The organism is Candidatus Thiosymbion oneisti (assembly GCF_900092655.1).
GTDB classification, from domain to species: Bacteria; Pseudomonadota; Gammaproteobacteria; order Chromatiales; family Chromatiaceae; genus Thiosymbion; species Thiosymbion oneisti.
The window spans coordinates 1-18,515 of the sequence record NZ_FLUY01001710.1 but is presented as its reverse complement, the minus strand read 5'-3'; the positions used below and the strand labels follow the sequence as shown (position 1 = coordinate 18,515).

Genomic DNA, 18,515 nt, shown 5'->3' with positions numbered 1-18,515 from the left:
CTGGTTTGCTGGGTCTCGTCCCTCGACCCAGCCTACCGATTTAAAATCAATGGCTTAGTTTTTAGACAGCCTCTAAGGTCCGCACGGACCATACCGTAGGTTGCGTTAAAACACCACCATTACAGAAGATCAGCAAGTCCCCGCGCTAGGTAGGACAGCACAGGCAGGCATTCTAGGGGTAGGGGATAGGCGCTCACCACATCCTACACGCAAAGCAAAACCTCTGTGGGCAGGCAGCTGCAACGGCTGAAGACCGGCAGCTGAAAGCAGCTTGTTACTCACGCGCATCCAAATCCTCTGAGTAACATCAAAGTCTCATCGGCATTACCACAAACGTCTCCTTCTCCTTACCTTTATTCCGCAGAATCACGCTACCGTCTGAATCTTTAAACCCAATCTCGACTTCATCTTCTTCCAGAACATTCAGTATATCTATCAAGTACCCAACATTGAACCCAATGACCATCGGCTCTTGAGAATAGGTTATCCCCAGCTCTTCCTCTGCTTCTTCCTTTTCCGGATTCTGCGTTTGAAGCCTGAGCTCTCCCTGATCCAAACTGAACCTCACCCCTCGATACTTTTCATTCGACAAAATCGACGTCCGAAACAGCGCCTGCTTCAGCGTATCTCTATCAACATAGGCAATTCGTTCCGGCGCTGGCGGTACTACCCGCTCATAATCCGGATAGCGGCCATCAACAAGCTTCGATGTCACCAATACATCTCCTATGACAGCTCGAAACATCTTCTCCGAGATTTCTATCTGAACTCTCTCATTTGCATCCCCCCCACCAAGCAGCCGGTTCAGCTCCAATACTGTCTTCCTCGGAAGAACGATCTGCATTCCTTCCTCAACTCCCAGCGGTAGCATTTCCTCCACCTTAGCCAGACGATGACCATCAGTTGCAACTGCTACTAGCCTATCCGATTTCAGCTCCAGAAGAAGACCATTCAAATAATAGCGGACATCTTGATGTGCCATTGCAAACGCCGTTTTCTCGAAGAGATGCTTCAGCGTTTGCCGCTCAACATCGACATTCTGCATCCCTTCATTTCTCTCCATAACTGGAAAATCACTTGCCGGCAAGGTACTCAACGTAAAACGACTCCTTCCTGCAACCAAAGATGCGCGATTTTCTTCTACCTTCAACACTATTCCCGTTCCCTCGGGTAATGCCCTGCAAATCTCGATCAGCTTCCTTGCCGGTAGTGTTATCTCTCCCGACTGCTCAACCGTCGAATCGGACTTCGCATGGACTTCTATTTCCAAGTCGGTTCCGGTAATTTGCACGGAATCGTCCTCCGCTGATATCAGCAGATTGCCGAGTATTGGGAGCGTCTGCCGTCGCTCCACGACTCCTCCTACCTTTGTGAGCACCGGCATCAGGGTCTCTCGATTCACATGTATTTTCATTATTAGATCCCCTGTATATTGATATATTTATAGTTAATCTTGTGGATAACTGAACAGATCTCTTTTTTCTTTTGCTTTCAGTTTGTTATCAATAAATGTACTATTGAAATCTCTTGTGATTCCCTGTTTATAATCTGTGGATTTATCCACAAGGTTCCGTTGTCAAAAGTTGCTCACCGGTTATCCACATCAAACCGTCAGGGTTCGCAACAGGTTTTTGTAATCTTCTTCAATAGTTATGTCACTTTCACGTAACTCCTTGATTTTTTTTGTTGCGTGGATCACCGTGGTGTGATCCCTTCCTCCAAAGGCACTGCCGATTTCAGGCAGGCTATGTTTGGTCAGCTCCTTAGTAAGTGTCATGGCAAGTTGGCGAGGTCTGGCGATCGATCTACTTCGTTTATTGGAGGTCAGATCCGCAGACCTGATTTTGTAGTATTCCGCAACTGTCTTTTGAATGTTCTCTATGGTTACCTGCCTGTCTTGAGCAGCCAGCATGTCTCGAAGTGCATTCCTGGCAAACTCGAGGTTTATTGGAATACCGGTAAACTGTGAGTTTGCTACTAAGCGCCGTAATGCCCCCTCGAGATCTCGGATATTCGAGCGGACATGTCTCCCGACAAAGAAGGTAACGTCTTCCGGTAAGTCGATACCAATGTGGATCGCCTTACTTTGCAGGATGGCTACACGTGTCTCCAAGTCCGGAGGTTCAATCGCAACGGTAAGACCCCAACCGAATCTTGACTTTAATCTTTCTTCCAGCCCATTGACCTCTTTCGGGAACCGATCGCTTGATAACACAATCTGTTGTTTGGATTCGAAAAGGGCATTGAAGGTGTGAAAGACCTCTTCTTGTGATCGTTCCTTACCCGCGAAGAACTGGACATCATCGATAAGCAGCGTATTGACGGTTCGGTAGCGTTTTTTGAATTCCTCGATCCGATTATGCTGTAGGGATTTCACCATCTCAGTGACAAATCGTTCTGAGTGAAGGTAGGCTACATGTGCTGAGGGATTGTTATCCAACACCATATTTCCGATTGCATGCATTAGGTGGGTCTTTCCTAACCCGACACCTCCGTATACAAATAATGGGTTGTATACAGTCCCAGGGTTGGTGCCTATCTGAATCGATGCTGCCCTGGCTATTTGGTTCGATTTTCCTTCGACAAATGTGTCAAACGTAAACTCGGGGGTCAGGTTGCTTGCGGAGCGGTGTTCCCGGGACTTCACCTGAGGTACGAATGTATTTCCTCCCTTGGTTTCTGTTGGATCGCTAGGTCGTTGTAAGGTGCCGATCTCAAATAGGATTGTGTGGGTTTTCCCACCGCTCAGGTGGGAGCAGACCTCTATGATCCGTTGCTCATAGTGTTGTATGACCCAATTCCTTACGAAGTGGTTAGGGGCGTACAGCTTGAGCTGACCATTCTCTTCAGTTGCCTGGAGGGGGAGTATCCAGGTATTATACTCAGTTGTCGTCAGATCGCCTTTGAGGCGGGAGGCACATTGATTCCAGATTCCCACGGATATTTGATCTCTCTGTCTATAAGCCTGTTACTGGTGGGGATCCGCAGAAACTTGTATCGACTTTCAGTATATATCGAAGGATCTGCGGATTGTATGACCGCATCGTGAAGATGGAAGTTTATATCGGTTTCCGTTACTTATCCACAAGCGTGGACCCCTAGAAAAGATTGCGGGAGATCTGTTTTTCCCTTAACCTGTTGTTTTTATTAATGTACTAGAGGCATTTTTAGGAAAAATGCTGGTTGTCGTTGACCTTACGGCCACTGAGAAAATATAATTCGAGCCTTTTCCAATCAGGTCACTTAGCGGCGAGTGAGCACTGTGCTCCTTGAAATCGACAAATGAAAAGAACCTTCCAGCCAAGCCGGCTAAAGCGTGCCCGGACCCATGGTTTTCGTGCACGTATGTCTACTCGCGGTGGGCGTAAGGTACTAGCGGCGCGTCGTGCAAAGGGGCGTGCGTGTCTCTCAGCCTGATCACCAGGGCCCTCAGAGGAGTCCCCCTCAGAAGAGTCCTATAGATACGTGCTTTCCACACCAGGCGCGCCTAAGGCGATCAGGGGATTTTCGGAGTCTGTTTGCCCAACCGGTGACGTCGACTGATTCCTGCTTCGCGGTTTTCGCTCAGCGCAATGGTCGTAAACCGGGACGCCTGGGGCTTGCGATTTCAAAGAGATACGCTCGGCGGGCCGTTGACCGGAGCCGTATGAAACGCATTGTGCGTGAAAGCTTTCGTCAGCATCGCCATTCCCTGCAGGGTATTGATCTGGCAGTGCTCTGTCGTCCCCATGCCGTAACTTTGCCGAACAGCCGGCTCTTCTCCTCCCTAGCTGCACACTGGAAACGGGTTCGGGAACGATTATGCGTGGTCTGTTAGTTGGTCTCCTCCGTGGTTACCAATATTTAATCAGTCCGTTACTTGGGAGCCACTGTCGCTTCTATCCAAGCTGTTCCCATTACGCCGTTGAGGCGATTGAGACCTATGGGGCGCTGCGGGGTACCGGGTTTGCTTTGCAGCGCCTGCTGCGGTGTCATCCCTGGCATCCTGGTGGATATGATCCGGTCCCAGGAACATCCGACGATACCCCCCATGGTTAATCTGCGTCTCCTGTTATTCTTTGCGCTTGCCGTCGTCCTGCTACTGATCTATCAGGCATGGATGAAAGACTATGGACGTCCTGTTGTCCAGTCCGAGGCTGCACAGCAACCTCCTGTCCTGACTAAGGAGACCTCTGAGGTGGATGGTACCCCGGATGTCTCGGAGATACCGGATGCGCCTACGCTGACAGTAGCTGCCACGCCTGTCCCATCCGTGCAAGCGGTGGCAAATGAAGACCTCATTCGCGTAGAAACCGACTTGTTGAAATTGGAGATCTCGCGGCGGGGTGCCACTATTACCAGCGCTTGGTTAAAGGATTACGCCGTAGTGGCGGAGGATTCGGGAACCAGGTTCCGGCTGTTCAAGCCGAGTCCACCGAACATGTTCATCGCCCAATCCGGGCTCCTAGGGGGCAAGCAAGGGCAGTTACCAACACATCAGGCAACCTTTTCCAGTGCTCGCGACCACTTCGTCCTTGGACCGAACGAGAATGAGCTGATTGTCGAACTGCTCTGGACCCACCCCTCTGGGGTTGAGGTAAAGAAGCGTTATAGATTCCAACGGGGTAGCTATGTCGTTCAACTTGTGCAGGTTATGACCAATAACACCGGCTCATCGCTGGTGATTCGCTCTTATGAGCAACTCCAAAGGACCGAGCTGGTTGACCCGAATGCCTCTCAATTCATCTATACCTACACAGGAGGTGTGTACTACAGCCCGGAAGATAAGTATACCAAGGAATCCTTCGGTGACATGCGGGACAAGAAGCTGCAGCGCGTTGTTTCTGATGGCTGGATTGCAATGATCCAACACTACTTCATGTCGGCCTGGATCGCGCCTAGCGGCACCGTAGAAACCTTCTATACCAATGTCCTCAATGGGTCCCGCTATATCATCGGTAAGTACTCCGAGCCTGTGACGCTGCCTCCCGGTGTTACGCACAGCTTTGAGAACCGTCTCTTCATAGGACCCAAGTTGCAGGATACCCTTGTATCCATTGCACCTGGGCTGGAGCTTGCAGTCGATTATGGTTGGCTGACCATCCTGGCCCAACCTATCTACTGGTTACTCAGCAAGATTCACGCGGTGGTCGGTAACTGGGGTTGGGCCATCATTATCCTCACTATCCTGATCAAAGCGGCCTTCTATAAGCTGTCCGAGACCAGCTATAAGTCCATGGCCAACATGCGCAAGATGACGCCACGGATGCAGGCCCTCAAAGATCGATATGGAGATGATAAGCAACGCCTGAATCAGGCTATGATGGAGCTTTATAAGAAGGAGAAGATCAATCCCCTCGGCGGTTGCTTGCCAATCCTGGTGCAGATCCCTGTATTCATAGCCCTCTATTGGGTCTTGCTTGAGAGCGTTGAGCTCAGGCACGCGCCTTTTGCACTCTGGATCAATAACCTATCCAGCCCCGACCCCTACTTCGTGCTGCCCCTGGTCATGGGTGTCTCCATGTTCATTCAGCAGAAGCTCAATCCAACACCCCCGGACCCGATCCAGGCCAAGGTGATGATGAGCCTCCCTTTTGTTTTCACCATCTTCTTCGCCTTTTTCCCTGCCGGGCTTGTACTTTACTGGGTGGTTAATAACATTCTGTCCATTGCTCAACAATGGCATATTACCCGTAACGTCGAGAAAGCGGCGGCTAAGGCCAAGGCCTGAAGTAACTGTTTCGGTCTCTAGCTCTATTCCGGCAGGGATTGCCCGAATCCAGATGCTATGGATGGCAAAAACAGTCTAGAATGGGCAGTCTTTGCTACTTGGGGGAAGAAAGAGATGTGTCAAAATGTACGCAACTCGCTGGGGTAGGAACACACGATAGAAGAACTCTATTAAAGTTATTTGCAATTCGAGAATTCAGAAGATCGAATAGATGCCAGATTCTTGTTTCCATTGCAACTCGAGCAGTTCAACTCGTAAATGGAGCAACTAATCCTGCGGATGCTTTAATCGGAGATCTTGAAGCGGTACTTATAGTCGCAAATATGACTGATTGTCGTGGTCGAGGCCCATATTTTGCGGGAAATATTTCAGGGGCTTCCGGTTTTAAGCGCAACTTACGGGGCCCCTATAATCAAGTGCAGCATGCTGTTGCTGGAATTGTTATAGGCTACCGACACGGATGGGTTGGGCATCATAAAATAAGGGTAATGGGAATCACTTTTCTCCGCAAAGGTTTGATAGGAAGCTCATCATACACATTAAGCACTACCTGGAAAGCGAGCATTGAATGGTACGGAGGCTTCTTAATTGGACTGTGAATAATGAATGTCAACGGCCTTTAATAGTTACTGTGGCAGCACGGAGACCATAACGGCCATCGCTACACCGCCGGGCATTGGTGGTGTGGGTATTGTTCGTGTCTCCGGGCCCCTAGCTTCAGTTGTAGCTGAAGGTCTGATTGGCCGCGTACCCAAACCACGCTTTGCGACTCTGGCTGACTTTCGTGCCCGGGACGGTGAGGTCATTGATCAGGGCATTGTCCTGTTCTTTCCTGCCCCCAGATCCTTTACTGGCGAGGATGTTTTGGAGTTGCAGGGACATGGAGGTCCGGTGGTCCTGGATCTACTCCTGCAACGTGCCCTGGAGCTGGGTGCCCGTCCGGCTCGCCCCGGTGAATTCAGTGAGCGGGCATTTCTGAACGGCAAGCTCGATTTGGCCCAGGCGGAGGCCGTGGCGGATCTAATTGAGAGCACCACCGAGGTAGCTGCGAGATTGGCTGGCCGCACCCTGCAAGGAGAGCTTTCGCGTCGGGTCGAAGGTCTGCTTGAAGGGATCGTTCATCTGCGTAGCTTCGTGGAAGCGGCCATCGACTTTCCTGATGAGGAGATCGACTTTATCGCTGATTCACAAGTCGAAGCCGATCTACAAGACCTGATCCATGATGCAAGAGGTTTGCTCACCAGTGGCCACCAGGGTCACCTGATCCGTGAGGGACTCGACCTGGTCATCGCAGGTCCCCCTAATGCCGGTAAATCGAGCCTACTCAATGCCCTTGCTGGGGTCGATGCCGCGATCGTCACTGATATCCCCGGCACGACCCGGGATCTGCTACGCCAGCAGATCCAGATCGGCGGTATGCCCCTGCACATCATCGATACCGCCGGGCTGCGCCCCGCACGGGACCCTATCGAGCAGGAAGGCGTTCGCCGTGCCCGTGAGCAGATCGAGCAAGCCGATCATATCCTTTGGGTCTTTGATGGGCAGTCCGACCCGGACCATAGGGACTTCGATGTAAGTAGGCTACCGGCCCATGTTCCCCTTACCTATGTGCGTAACAAGATCGATCTGACTGGGACCCCTGCGGGTCTCAAGCAGGGGCCTTCAGGACCGGAGGTTGCAATCTCCGCCCTTACGGGTGCCGGGGTGGATGTCCTATGTGAACACCTCAAGGCGATCTGCGGTTTTCCGGCATCCACCGAGGGCGTGTTTATGGCCCGAAGGCGTCATCTGGATGCCCTGGATCGAACGTTGGTTTGCCTGGATTCCGCGTTGGAGCTGCTGAGGCAGGCCCCTGCTGTGGAGCTGGTAGCGGAGGATCTGCGTCAGGCCCAGCGGGCCCTTGGGGAGATTACCGGAGAGTTTACGCCGGACGATCTGCTGGACCGGATTTTTTCCGGCTTTTGTATCGGTAAGTAATAGCTGTGGCCTCGATCCTGGTCCGGTCAGCTTGAATGTCGATATGACCAGTGGAGCTCAAGGCATGAAGGGCTTGTAACTGAAAAGATCCCGTAACTTCTTGCGCGCCCTTTTCATTTCGCTACGGGAAGCGGTTGTTTGGCACACATCCGCGTGGGACGGGACGTCCGGGAGCGCCGAGTCGTAAACACAGAAGGCACGCTCGCTATTCCCGTGCGTTAATCCCCGGATCGAGTCCACCCCGCCGGTCACAATTCCGAGGAACTCCCGATCGGTCTTTCCCTGGGCGTGATCTCGGGCCAGCTTGTTCTCGCCGATGGTTCTGATCCGCGTGTTCGTTGCGTGCGCCATGCGCTGAACCGAGAGCCCTTTGTCCTTGGCATCGGAAAAGGCGGCCTCGGTCACTTCCCCTGTCTCTACATCGATATGGAATGGGGAATAGATCAAGCGAGCAAGTTCCTCTGAGTCACCGACAGGACCGGGGGAATGGGTACTGACGCTTTCGGATTCGCATGAGCATCCGGGCTTGCTCTTCGATATTTGGCTACAACGATCGTTAGGCACCCCCGCCTTTTGGAATACCTCTCGACAGTCCATGGCGGTCAGAAGTCATCGGCGGTCATCACGATGACCTCCGCGAGGCGAGGAGGTAATGTTTGCGCGACTGGAACCTGGTCTTCTCCGTTTTCCTCGTCCGCGGAATCGGCGATGTAACAGTAGTAACCGCTGCCGTCGAAATCGATGCTTGCATAGCAGCCGTTGCCCTCCCAATAGAGACCGATCACGCCGGAGCCACTAATCATCGGCTTCGGTAGAGGGAATGTCGAAGGAAATCGCAGCAGAAAGCGTACCGAATCCATTACTGCCTCGATGCTTGCGGCTTTTCCCCCGTAACCATCCCAATTGTCAGGAAGGCTTTGATATTCAGCAAGCTGTGACAACAAGGTTTCCTTGGGGTCGGTTCCCGTAACAGAACTCTCAGCTACCCATCGGGTGTCTCGCCATGTGCCGAAGGGTTGTTCAGTGAAGATGGAAGTCAGGTCTGCAATTGAGCTGATTCGATTCGAGGTTACCCCACACCCCTCATCTACAGGTGCGGTCCCACCAAATGAATAGTCATAGTTCAGCCTGGAAGAAGACAAAGTGGAGAAGGTTGGCATAATTAGGTTCATTGTTGCCCTCCGAGGCCGATCCGTTCGCACACGGTGTCGTTTAGAAGCTCGCCCAGCAACTTTTTATTGGCCTTGTGAAGCTCGACCATATGATGGTGTAACCTGCTGCCATCGGCAGGCTCGAGTAATGAAGACTCATCGGTGGCTGGGCTATCAAGTAACGCACGGTGCGCAGTTGTTATCTGGATAAGACACTCGTTATTGACATCCACTACATCGACGTTGACATTATCAAGCCTGCGGTGGGCCGTTGGCGCGGCGAGCTGCTTGAAAAAGCCGTGATGGGAATTCCACAAGCCTTCCAATTCAAACACGTGCGCAGGGACGAACCGAGACCCTTCTCGCAACAGATGGCTTGCCCGAAATTGGTCACATGCGCCTGTTACCCGAAACTGGTCGATATATTGAAGCCCGATCGCGGAGATTCCCCGTTCCTTGGCAAGAATGGGAACAAAGGGTGTCAATAGCTCCAACGCCTCGCGCCAAATATCGTTCCAACGGGTATAGATATGGCAGCTGACCACGAGGAAATTTTTCCGGACAACAAGTGCCCATGCCTGCTGGCCGTTCGGTTGTAGGGCATCGAACATAACGCCCGCAAGTCGCGGTTTAGCTGGAGCCTGTCGCTCGGGTTCTACCGGACCAACGACGACATTAAATAATATCTCCTCTTGCTTGAGTACTCGAGGCAGTTTATCGCGTACTCTGGGATGCAGTGCCATCAGGAGTGTCAGAATGTCTTCCTGTAGGGGATCCCGCCACTCCAGGGCGAAGGATACGGTCTTGATGGCATGCCGATCCGCTATGGGAACAACGGTCACCATGTTTGGACCTACTTGGTAAATAATGTTTACAAAATATGTTAGCAGCAGAGACCTATGATGTCATTGTAGTCGGCGGCGGGCACGCGGGGACGGAGGCGAGTCTCGCCGCGGCGCGCCTCGGGGCGCGTACCCTGTTGCTTACCCACAACATCGAGACCATCGGCCAGATGAGCTGTAACCCGGCCATCGGGGGTATCGGCAAGGGCCATCTGGTCAAAGAGATCGATGCCCTCGGTGGACTGATGGCCCGTGCGACCGACGTGGCGGGGATTCAGTTCCGCATCCTCAATGCCCGTAAGGGTCCTGCCGTGCGTGCGACCCGCGCCCAGGCCGATCGTATACTTTACAAGACGGCAGTACGGCAGGCGCTCGAGTGTCAGGAGGGTCTGGATCTGTTCCAGCAGGCGGTGGACGACCTGTTGCTGGAGGATGGGCGGATCGCCGGTGTTCTCACCCAGATGGGCCTGACCTTCCGGGCATCTGCCGTGGTGTTGACGGTCGGGACCTTTCTCGGGGGTCGTATACACGTCGGCCTTACGAGCTATGAGGGAGGACGCGCCGGAGATCCGCCCGCCAATGCCCTGGCCCGTCGGTTGCGTGAATTTCCTTTCCGGGTTGAGCGGCTCAAGACCGGGACCCCGCCTCGTATCGATGGGCGCAGCATCGACTACTCGGTGCTCCAGGAGCAGCCCGGTGACGATCCTGTGCCCGTCTTTTCCTTTCTCGGCCAAGCACAGGACCATCCGCGTCAGGTGAACTGCCACATCGCCCGTACCAACGCCCGCACCCACGAGATCATCCGCGCGGGTCTGTCACGCTCACCCATGTTCACCGGGGTGATCGAAGGGATCGGGCCACGCTACTGCCCTTCAATCGAGGACAAGGTCGTGCGTTTCGCCGCCAAGGATTCGCACCAGATCTTCGTCGAGCCCGAGGGATTGCAGACTCGTGAGCTCTACCCCAACGGCATCTCCACCAGCCTGCCCTTCGATGTGCAGCAAGACCTGGTCCGCTCCATGCGCGGCTTTGAGCAGGCCCGCATCACCCGCCCCGGCTATGCGATCGAATACGACTTCTTCGACCCCAGGGACCTCGAGTGCTCGCTCCGGACCCGTTTCATCCCAGGGCTCTTTTTTGCCGGTCAGATCAATGGCACTACCGGCTATGAAGAAGCAGCGGCCCAGGGCTTGCTGGCCGGACTCAATGCAGCCTTGCAGGTCCGGGGCGATGAGCCTTGGTGCCCCCGTCGGGACCAGGCCTATCTGGGCGTGCTGGTGGATGACCTGATTACCCAAGGCACCAAGGAACCCTACCGCATGTTCACCAGTCGGGCCGAATACCGACTACTCCTGCGTGAAGACAACGCCGACCTGCGCCTGACCGAGACCGGCCGTCGATTGGGCCTGGTGGGAGACGAGCAGTGGCGGGCCTTCGAGCAGAAGCGTGAGACCATTGAGCGTGAACGTGCACGGTTGAGGGATACCTGGGTGCGTCCGCACGACCTTGACCCGGATCTGCTCCGCGAGACCCTTGGCGATGACCTCCGTCGCGAGAGCCGAGCACTGGATCTGCTCGCAAGACCTGGAGTGACCTACCACTCGCTCATGCGTCTACCCGGACTTGGTCCGGGCGTGGTGGACCCCAAGGCAGCGGAGCAGCTGGAGATCCAGTGCAAATATGCCGGTTACATCGGTCGTCAGCGTGAGGAGATCGACCGCCGACAGGCCCAGGAGGCCCTATGTCTGCCTGCCGATTTCGACTTTGAGCACATCCGGGGTCTGTCCGCGGAAGTACGTGAGAAGCTGATCAGGGTCCGGCCTGCGACCATCGGTCAGGCGGCCCGTATCCCCGGAGTTACCCCGGCAGCGGTCTCTCTACTCTTGATCCATCTGAAGCGGTGGTCGGGATAACTTGATTGATGGAGGGTTCGCTGTGTGGACCAGCTGGGTGATTTGGATTATTTTTCCTATACTCAATCCGGCCCATTGCCTCGTTAAGCGCGGCCAGCTTTGGCATTCGGCTCGCCTTCCGCGCGGAATCTTGTCGAGCCGGTGTGTGGTGAAGATCCACTCTAGTACCCTTACCCTGTCTCACTGGAATTTTATAGTAAAACTGGTCTCTGTCATCTCGACCGAAGGGAGAGATCTTTAGCGATGATACAACCATAAAGTCACAAGATTTCTCGCTTTGCTCTAAATAACAAGGATGGTTTTAACAGGAATCTTTTGTGAAACGATGTACTAGCTCGACAGGCCGGAAGCCGGTGACTGGTAGCTGGTAGCATCTTGTTGGGTAACATTCACGCGACTGAATAAGGGGAAAACCCATGGGATACAGAGGACCAGGACCGCTCGGAACGGATTACAACAACCCCATCCGTGAGCCGGGGGACTTCAACTTTGGCGAGCCAAGTTCCCCATGGTCTCCGGGTATCCAACAGGTACCGCTGGATCGTAACGACATCATATTCCTTGTCGACTATATCGTCGCTGAGATGAACACCAATGCCCATAGTCCTTTTACAAAGGGCCTGGCCGCGCTCAACCGCTTTCCCCCTGATGACTGCATCGAGGATATCGGCAAGCTGCCGCCCGAGGTACAGCGGGTGCTGGTTGTCCTCGACCTGGGTGGCATACTTGCTCGGTGTGTGGGTAAGCATCTTACCAATCGCAAGCTGACATTGATTCTGTGGGCCGAGAAAGTAAAGGACAAAGCCGACTGGGATCATAAACCCAAAATTAAGCGCTGGTTTCCTTCGAGTATTTCGTGTTTCAACAATGAGCACCTATACGGCGGTCATGTTTACAATCATGACATTTGGTCCAATATCCATTATGGGTATGTGGGTATGGCCGCCGGATTCTCCGAACGGGAGTTGATCTTGGGCGCCGCCTTCGCGCATACCTGGGGGGAGTTGGGAAGGTCAGAGTTATTCGAAGAGTGGCTGGATATTTTCCTTGAAAAGATCAAGCATAACCCGATGATCTGGGACGACCCGAAAGACAAGGCCGCGATCAAAGTGGGCATCCGGCTCTACCAGTATCGACCCGAACGGATAACCGCGCGGGACCTGATGGGCGAGGTCTGGTTCTCCCGCGACTCCCTTGCTATCCGACCCTATGACCCACGGTTTGACCGGCTTGGATACTGAATGCCTTTCAATTCCAGTCGCGACGGCAGACATACCAGTTGGGCTCGAGCCTCTCGATCGGTACGCCGCCTTCGGAACAGGTATCACGAACATCGTCTGGATTATCCGTGGAGATATACACTAACGGCAGAGAGTAGTCGGCGACGATGAACTCTATGACCAATGCCCCGGAAGGCCATGTACGGCCAGCCACGGCCGATTCATATAAGGGCGATTCCGGTAAGTGGCATCCCAGTCTATCAGCGTTCTGATGTTCGTTGACGAATGGATCGGCAAGCTCGATGAATTCGTCTCGGTGATGATAAAAGGCCATTTCCGTTCTCGAGGGTATGTGGATTGGCAAGAAATAGAAGACCAGCATGATGACCAGGGGCAGGAAGGTAGCGACATGGGGCCGCCCCCTCCTTGTCAACCACCTGAACAGGGATACGCCCGCAACGACGATGCTCAGGATCAGGAGGATAGGAAAGGCGAGAGTCACCAATATGACAAGCAAAAAGTCAGAAAAAAATCCGATGGAGATCCGGGAGCTCGAGATCAGCCTGGCGAGAATGTAGAGGGGTACCCATCCAACCACGAGTATCAGCAGCAGCTTAGGGGTTTTCTTGGTATTTTTTTCCATTGTGATTCAAACTATTTCGTGGCCTCATTGAGGCTGGGTGAAAGGAAAACTACGAATCACGCGGATCGACGCGAATGTTCCGTAGGTACGGAATTTGATTTGCGCGGATTCGTGTGATTCGTCGTTTTCTTTCGTTTACCAGGGCTTGAACAATTGTTGTGAATGTCGGATGGTGTACTCATGTCCGACCGAGGGGCAGTCCGGACGCGATTGACGGCGGGTCTCGAACAAATGGGCATCGCCCTGAGCGGCGACCGGACCGACGTCATGGTTCGGTATCTTTTGCTTCTCCAACGCTGGAACCGGGCCTACAATCTGACTGCCGTGCGTGCACCCTTGGAGATGGTCTCGAAGCATCTGCTCGATAGCCTGTCCGTGCTTCCGTACCTCTACGGCGATAAACTCCTCGACCTGGGAACCGGTCCCGGCCTGCCGGGTATCCCGCTTGCGATCGCCGCGCCGGAGCGGACCTTTTACTTGCTCGACAGCAACGGCAAGAAGGTCCGGTTTCTGCACCAGGCAGTGATGGGGCTTGGACTTATGAACGCCGTTGTGATTCGAGCCCGGATGGAAGCGTATCTCCCAGGGAGGGAATTCGCTACCATTGTCAGTCGGGCGGTAGCCTCGGTGCCTGATCTCTTGGGCCTAACAGCGCGCCTGCCCGCGCGTCCCGTACGCCTTCTGGCAATGCAGGGGAAGCAACCGGCGGGCACCGAACTCCGAGGGTTGGAACCGAGCCCGGACACCTTAAGCGTTCACCCGATTGAAGTGCCCTTTCTCAGTGCCGAACGCCATCTGATCGAAGCGCATTACAACTGATAACTATGGTACGGACGATCGCCATCGCTAATCAGAAGGGCGGTGTAGGCAAGACCACCACCGCTGTCAATCTGACCGCCTCCCTGGCCTCCATGGGGCGCCGCATACTGCTTGTGGACATGGATCCCCAAGGCAATGCCACCATGGGTTGCGGCGTGGACAAGAACAGCCTGGCAAGCTCCGCTTGTGACCTCATGCTCGGGAACCGGGCCTTCCGGGAATGCCTCGAGCACATCGAGGAACCGGCGCCCGGCTTCGACCTGCTGCCCGCCAACGGCGACCTGACCGCCGCTGAAGTCGGGCTCATGCGTTCACCCCAGCGTGAACGGCGGTTGGCCCACCTGTTATCCGAGTCGGGAGAGGACTACGAGTTCATCGTCATTGACTGCCCGCCGTCGCTTAATATGCTGACTGTCAATGCCCTGGTGGCCGCCCAGGGTGTGCTGATTCCGATCCAGTGCGAATATTACGCCTTGGAGGGGCTATCGGCGCTCCTCCAAACGATCGACCAGATCCGCTCGAATCGCAATGGTGCACTGGCGATCGAAGGTATCCTGCGTACCATGCACGATCCGCGCAACAACCTGGCCAACCAGGTATCGACCCAGCTGATCACCCATTTCAAAGACCAGGTTTACCGTACCATCATCCCGCGCAACGTCCGACTCGCCGAGGCCCCGAGCCACGGTCAGCCGGCCATGCTCTATGATAAGACCTCCAGCGGCGCGGTCTCCTATCTGGCCCTGGCCGGCGAGATCCTGCGCCGACAGGAGAAACGCCATACCACGGCCGTGGGAAAACCGGTCGCGGGACCATAAAGAGAGGCTAGATCCAACCCATGTCTACGAAGAAAAAGGGCCTCGGCCGTGGCCTGGATGCACTGCTCGGCGGAATACCGGAGCCGGAATCCGGTGCTGGTGCCGGGGATGGTGAGACAGAGACGGAGGGGGAGGTCCCGGTAGTCTCGGAGGTTACCAGCCTTCCGATCGACGTGATTGCGCATGGACGCTACCAACCCCGACATGAGTTCGACCCGGACAGTCTGCGCGAGCTGGCGGACTCCATCGCCGCCCAGGGTGTGATTCAGCCTATCGTGGTGCGCCCGGTCGGTGCCGGACGTTACGAGATCGTCGTTGGGGAGCGGCGTTGGCGGGCCTCCCAGCAAGCGGGCCTCATGGAGATACCCGTGGTGGTACGGGAGGTGGACGAGCAGTCCGCTATCGCCATCGCCCTGATCGAGAATATCCAGCGGGACGACCTCAATCCACTGGAAGAAGCAGGGGCCCTGGAACGCCTACTGACCGAGTTCGAACTGACCCACCAACAGGTTGCGGAAGCGATCGGGAAGTCCCGCACCATGGTGACCAATCTGCTGCGCCTGCTGGAGCTGAACGACGACGTCAAGCAGTACCTCCGGGACAAGCATCTGGAAATGGGGCATGCGCGGGCGCTCCTGGGGTTGCGTGGACCGGGGCAGAGCGAGGCCGCTAGCCGGGTCGTCTCCCACGGACTGTCCGTGCGGGAGACCGAGAAGTTGGTGCGCCGCCTGCAGGCAGCGGGTCAGGATCAGCCCGCGACTGTAGCCTCCGAGCCGACGCAGGACCCCGATATACGGCGACTGCAGGACGATCTCGGTGAGCGGCTCGGGACCCAAGTCCGGATCAGACACGGCAGCCGGGGTACGGGCAGGCTGGTCATCGCGTACAACAGCCTTGACGAGCTCGATGGGATCCTTGCCCACATAAAATAAAAGTTTCCGTGATACAGGTTCAACGATCTGCCGAGGGCGAAATCCTGCTCATATCGCTCAGCCTTGGTGGCTTCCATCCGATGTCCAACCACCGAAAGGAAACTTGAGAAGTTGACCGTAGGTCAACTTCAAGCTAGGCTTTTGGCATGTTCGGCATCGAATACCGACGTCCGGCACGCAAAGCGTTGACGCGGATGCCCAAGCCGTTGGCAAGTCGATTTCTCTCCGCGTTTGAACAATTGGCCCAGGACCCGTCGCGCAGCGACCTCGACACAAGGCGCTTAGTCGGGCGAGACGGTTATCGGCTCAGAACCGGCGAATGGCGGGCGATCTACCGCATCGAGGCCGATCGATTGGTCATCATGGTGCTCGACATCGGCCCCCGAGGAGACATTTACAAATGACTGCGAACGTTCAGATCATCGAGCGTGATGGCGTACCCGAGTACGCAGTCACACCCTACGAGGAATATGAAGAGCTGGTCCGGCTGTCGGAACAGATGCGTGACATCCGGGCCTACGATGCCGCCATGGCAGATGCCGGAGAGACGGTGCCGCATGCAGTGATACAGCGCCTTGTAAATGGCGATTCACCCCTGCGTGTTTGGCGTGAGTACAGAGCGCTCACACAGGCCGCACTGGCCCAGAAGGCCGGTATCGACAAGACCTACCTCTCGCAGATCGAGACCGGGCGCAAGCAAGGCTCGGTCGCGGCTTTGGGGCGGCTCGCGTTCGCACTCTCTGTGGATGTGGATGATCTGATCGATCCCGGGATGCTGGACGGACTGGAGCGTACAGACTGATTGCCAGCAAGGTATTCCCTGACGGGTAAACCCTGACCGGTGACTCCCGTCACGCCGCAATGATCCGGAACTCTGTTGCTTTGGCGACTGGACGCACATGTCGTTTTTCGCGCCGCATGTTGACAATACCGTAATTGGACAGGGTCTTCAGCGTGCGAGAGAGACTTCCAGACTTGCGACCCGTAGCCTTCGCTAAAGCAGAGATCGATTCCGGCTTCATTTCTGCGATCAGCTTCAGCAGTGCGCGATTTTCGTCGCTCAGAACCTCGGCAAGCGACTCCATCGAAGTGAACCAAATCTTGGGTTCTCCCGGCTTGGGCCTGTACTCGCCACGCGCGATGGCCGACATCCGTGCACGGATCTTCTCTTGCGGCATGATACCGATCACAATGGCCTTCACCGCCTCATAACCTCCCGCAACACGCGGTCGACTTCCGCAAAAAAGTCCGTCAACAACTGGTGGGCATCCTGGAACTCGTAAGGCACGCCCACATCAGAGCAGTGGCGGTGCTTGTGGTCATATGCCAAGATACGTCCGGCATACTTAAACTGCCTCGGCGGCTTGACGGCATGAGCATTGTCATAACCGAGTATTCGTTTTCCATACGGCTCATGGAGCGTGAGTGAGTAGCGGATGCCGTGCGGCACCTCCGGAGTCGGATCGATCTGCCACGCCTCGATCTTGAGCCAATACCCGTTACCTTGGTCGATGATTTGATTGTGAAGATCGAGCAGCGTTTCGATTCCAGAATCCCTATGCATGGCTCATCGTATCAGCCGCTGGTGACGTTCACCAGCCGGTTCTGAGTTGATTGCCGCGAGCGACGGCAACTGACGTAGGGCGGGAAAGCGCAGCGCATCCCGCCTTTATATTCCACGGCTAATCGTCGCAGCCTCATTGAAGCCGTGGCCCCTGTTTTGCCCCGACGGTTTTGGAGTGCGGCGGCAACCGGTGAGCCCGGTGCCGCGGGTGATTCCTCGCTGATTGGCTGATCGCACCGGTCCGGCAGCTGGCACCAAGCCGCCGCCGCTTTGGATCAGAAGCGCCCAAAAACCAAAGCGCCGTCGCCGCGCCGCGGGCCGCGCGGGAAACGCCACACCACCGATCCTTGAGCAAAGGTCGTGGTCGTGGCGCATACTGTCGCGGGCCACGATCCGGTCGCGGCGCTTTGCCGGCGCACTCCAAAGGATCGGGCCGATGACCCGACTAGTAGTGCGTCAGTTTGAAATTTTCACGCTGCTTTTTTCTTGTACGGTGTCCCGGTTCGCTGATACCCTGCGTGTGCTCTATTGACCTTCAACTGCCCTTCAACCCGGAGCGCGCTTGCTCCCAACAAGGCACCACGGGTTGAAGGGAGGGAAGTCAATATTCTAACCCTCATCAAATCCAAAAATTCAAACTGACGCACTACCACCCGACTGCTCCTATTGACTTACCCGCCAACAGCTTGTTTCAGGTGTTTATCATTCTCTGGCTCCCAGGTTCCAGCGTGGGAGCAAGCCTTGTCCCGGCACAGGAGGGGTCTGACGCTCCAGCGTCATGAAACCTTGTCCTGAGCGGAGCGAGGGATCTCGGCCGCTGGAGCGGCCACGATTGCGTTCCCACGCTGGAGAGACTGTGAAAGTATTCGCTTTTCCTGATAGCGGTGGGATGAAACTTTTTATTTCGCGCTAAATTCTGTACAAAG

Annotated in this window: 20 protein-coding genes; 12 read left to right on the top strand and 8 right to left on the bottom strand. The window is 55.1% G+C overall.

Going from position 1 to position 18,515, the window contains the following annotated elements:
- Window positions 1–307 precede the first annotated feature (307 nt).
- Together dnaN and dnaA are read right to left on the bottom strand one after the other, a co-directional pair.
- Entirely contained in the window at window positions 308–1,414 is a 1,107-nt protein-coding gene (dnaN, locus tag BQ17_RS18050) for a DNA polymerase III subunit beta (protein WP_089729487.1), read from the bottom strand.
- A gap of 189 nt (window positions 1,415–1,603) precedes the next feature.
- Window positions 1,604–2,938, bottom strand: coding sequence for a chromosomal replication initiator protein DnaA (gene dnaA / locus BQ17_RS18045; protein WP_089729486.1), 1,335 nt, complete (start codon window positions 2,936–2,938; stop codon window positions 1,604–1,606).
- A gap of 344 nt (window positions 2,939–3,282) precedes the next feature.
- Here dnaA and rpmH point away from each other — a divergent pair, with 344 nt between their 5' ends.
- From rpmH to mnmE, 5 genes are all read left to right on the top strand, one after another.
- The gene (gene rpmH, locus BQ17_RS18040) at window positions 3,283–3,417 is read left to right on the top strand and encodes a 50S ribosomal protein L34 (protein ID WP_089729485.1); all 135 of its coding nucleotides are present in this window, start codon (window positions 3,283–3,285) and stop codon (window positions 3,415–3,417) included.
- Window positions 3,386–3,817, top strand: coding sequence for a ribonuclease P protein component (rnpA, locus tag BQ17_RS18035; protein ID WP_341765477.1), 432 nt, complete (start codon window positions 3,386–3,388; stop codon window positions 3,815–3,817). The genes rpmH and rnpA overlap by 32 nt, the downstream gene beginning before the upstream one ends.
- Entirely contained in the window at window positions 3,802–4,038 is a 237-nt protein-coding gene (gene yidD / locus BQ17_RS18030) for a membrane protein insertion efficiency factor YidD (protein WP_089729482.1), read from the top strand. Before rnpA ends, yidD begins: the two co-directional genes overlap by 16 nt.
- A complete protein-coding gene (gene yidC, locus BQ17_RS18025; RefSeq protein WP_089729480.1) occupies window positions 4,031–5,710 on the top strand; it encodes a membrane protein insertase YidC in 1,680 nt (559 codons plus the stop codon). The genes yidD and yidC overlap by 8 nt, the downstream gene beginning before the upstream one ends.
- Before the next feature lie 606 nt (window positions 5,711–6,316).
- Window positions 6,317–7,687 (top strand): tRNA uridine-5-carboxymethylaminomethyl(34) synthesis GTPase MnmE, encoded by a 1,371-nt coding sequence (gene mnmE / locus BQ17_RS18020; RefSeq protein ID WP_089729478.1) that lies wholly within the window; start codon window positions 6,317–6,319, stop codon window positions 7,685–7,687.
- A gap of 57 nt (window positions 7,688–7,744) precedes the next feature.
- Here mnmE and BQ17_RS18015 read toward each other — a convergent pair whose 3' ends face one another.
- The 3 genes from BQ17_RS18015 to BQ17_RS18005 form a co-directional block, all read right to left on the bottom strand.
- Window positions 7,745–8,134 carry a hypothetical protein gene (locus tag BQ17_RS18015; RefSeq protein ID WP_089729476.1) on the bottom strand — a complete coding sequence of 130 codons (390 nt, stop codon included), beginning with the start codon at window positions 8,132–8,134 and terminating at the stop codon, window positions 7,745–7,747.
- Window positions 8,135–8,289: 155 nt separating this feature from the next.
- Window positions 8,290–8,859 (bottom strand): hypothetical protein, encoded by a 570-nt coding sequence (locus BQ17_RS21110; protein ID WP_141699362.1) that lies wholly within the window; start codon window positions 8,857–8,859, stop codon window positions 8,290–8,292.
- Window positions 8,856–9,683, bottom strand: a complete 828-nt coding sequence (locus BQ17_RS18005; RefSeq protein ID WP_089729472.1) for a TIGR04255 family protein — start codon at window positions 9,681–9,683, stop codon at window positions 8,856–8,858. Before BQ17_RS18005 ends, BQ17_RS21110 begins: the two co-directional genes overlap by 4 nt.
- Window positions 9,684–9,718: 35 nt before the next feature.
- On the opposite strand from BQ17_RS18005, the gene mnmG reads away from it, so the two are divergent.
- Together mnmG and BQ17_RS17995 are read left to right on the top strand one after the other, a co-directional pair.
- A complete protein-coding gene (gene mnmG / locus BQ17_RS18000) occupies window positions 9,719–11,593 on the top strand; it encodes a tRNA uridine-5-carboxymethylaminomethyl(34) synthesis enzyme MnmG (protein ID WP_089729469.1) in 1,875 nt (624 codons plus the stop codon).
- Window positions 11,594–12,009: 416 nt separating this feature from the next.
- Complete coding sequence (locus tag BQ17_RS17995) at window positions 12,010–12,834, top strand: polymorphic toxin type 44 domain-containing protein (protein ID WP_089729467.1); 825 nt, start codon at window positions 12,010–12,012, stop codon at window positions 12,832–12,834.
- Window positions 12,835–12,841: 7 nt separating this feature from the next.
- Here BQ17_RS17995 and BQ17_RS22130 read toward each other — a convergent pair whose 3' ends face one another.
- Window positions 12,842–13,456, bottom strand: coding sequence for a hypothetical protein (locus BQ17_RS22130; RefSeq protein WP_089729465.1), 615 nt, complete (start codon window positions 13,454–13,456; stop codon window positions 12,842–12,844).
- 162 nt (window positions 13,457–13,618) lie between these two features.
- On the opposite strand from BQ17_RS22130, the gene rsmG reads away from it, so the two are divergent.
- From rsmG to BQ17_RS17965, 5 genes are all read left to right on the top strand, one after another.
- Window positions 13,619–14,275, top strand: coding sequence for a 16S rRNA (guanine(527)-N(7))-methyltransferase RsmG (gene rsmG, locus BQ17_RS17985; protein ID WP_256091672.1), 657 nt, complete (start codon window positions 13,619–13,621; stop codon window positions 14,273–14,275).
- Between the two features lie 5 nt (window positions 14,276–14,280).
- Window positions 14,281–15,093 (top strand): ParA family protein, encoded by an 813-nt coding sequence (locus BQ17_RS17980; RefSeq protein ID WP_089729461.1) that lies wholly within the window; start codon window positions 14,281–14,283, stop codon window positions 15,091–15,093.
- A 20-nt stretch (window positions 15,094–15,113) separates the two neighbouring features.
- Window positions 15,114–16,025 carry a ParB/RepB/Spo0J family partition protein gene (locus tag BQ17_RS17975; protein ID WP_089729459.1) on the top strand — a complete coding sequence of 304 codons (912 nt, stop codon included), beginning with the start codon at window positions 15,114–15,116 and terminating at the stop codon, window positions 16,023–16,025.
- A gap of 146 nt (window positions 16,026–16,171) precedes the next feature.
- On the top strand, window positions 16,172–16,429 hold the full coding sequence (locus tag BQ17_RS17970) for a type II toxin-antitoxin system RelE family toxin (protein ID WP_089729457.1): 258 nt from the start codon (window positions 16,172–16,174) through the stop codon (window positions 16,427–16,429).
- Entirely contained in the window at window positions 16,426–16,827 is a 402-nt protein-coding gene (locus tag BQ17_RS17965) for a helix-turn-helix domain-containing protein (protein WP_089729455.1), read from the top strand. The genes BQ17_RS17970 and BQ17_RS17965 overlap by 4 nt, the downstream gene beginning before the upstream one ends.
- A 49-nt stretch (window positions 16,828–16,876) precedes the next feature.
- Here BQ17_RS17965 and BQ17_RS17960 read toward each other — a convergent pair whose 3' ends face one another.
- Entirely contained in the window at window positions 16,877–17,227 is a 351-nt protein-coding gene (locus BQ17_RS17960; RefSeq protein WP_089729453.1) for an HVO_A0114 family putative DNA-binding protein, read from the bottom strand.
- Window positions 17,224–17,589, bottom strand: a complete 366-nt coding sequence (locus tag BQ17_RS17955) for a toxin-antitoxin system TumE family protein (protein WP_089729451.1) — start codon at window positions 17,587–17,589, stop codon at window positions 17,224–17,226. Before BQ17_RS17955 ends, BQ17_RS17960 begins: the two co-directional genes overlap by 4 nt.
- Between the last annotated feature and the right edge of the window lie 926 nt (window positions 17,590–18,515).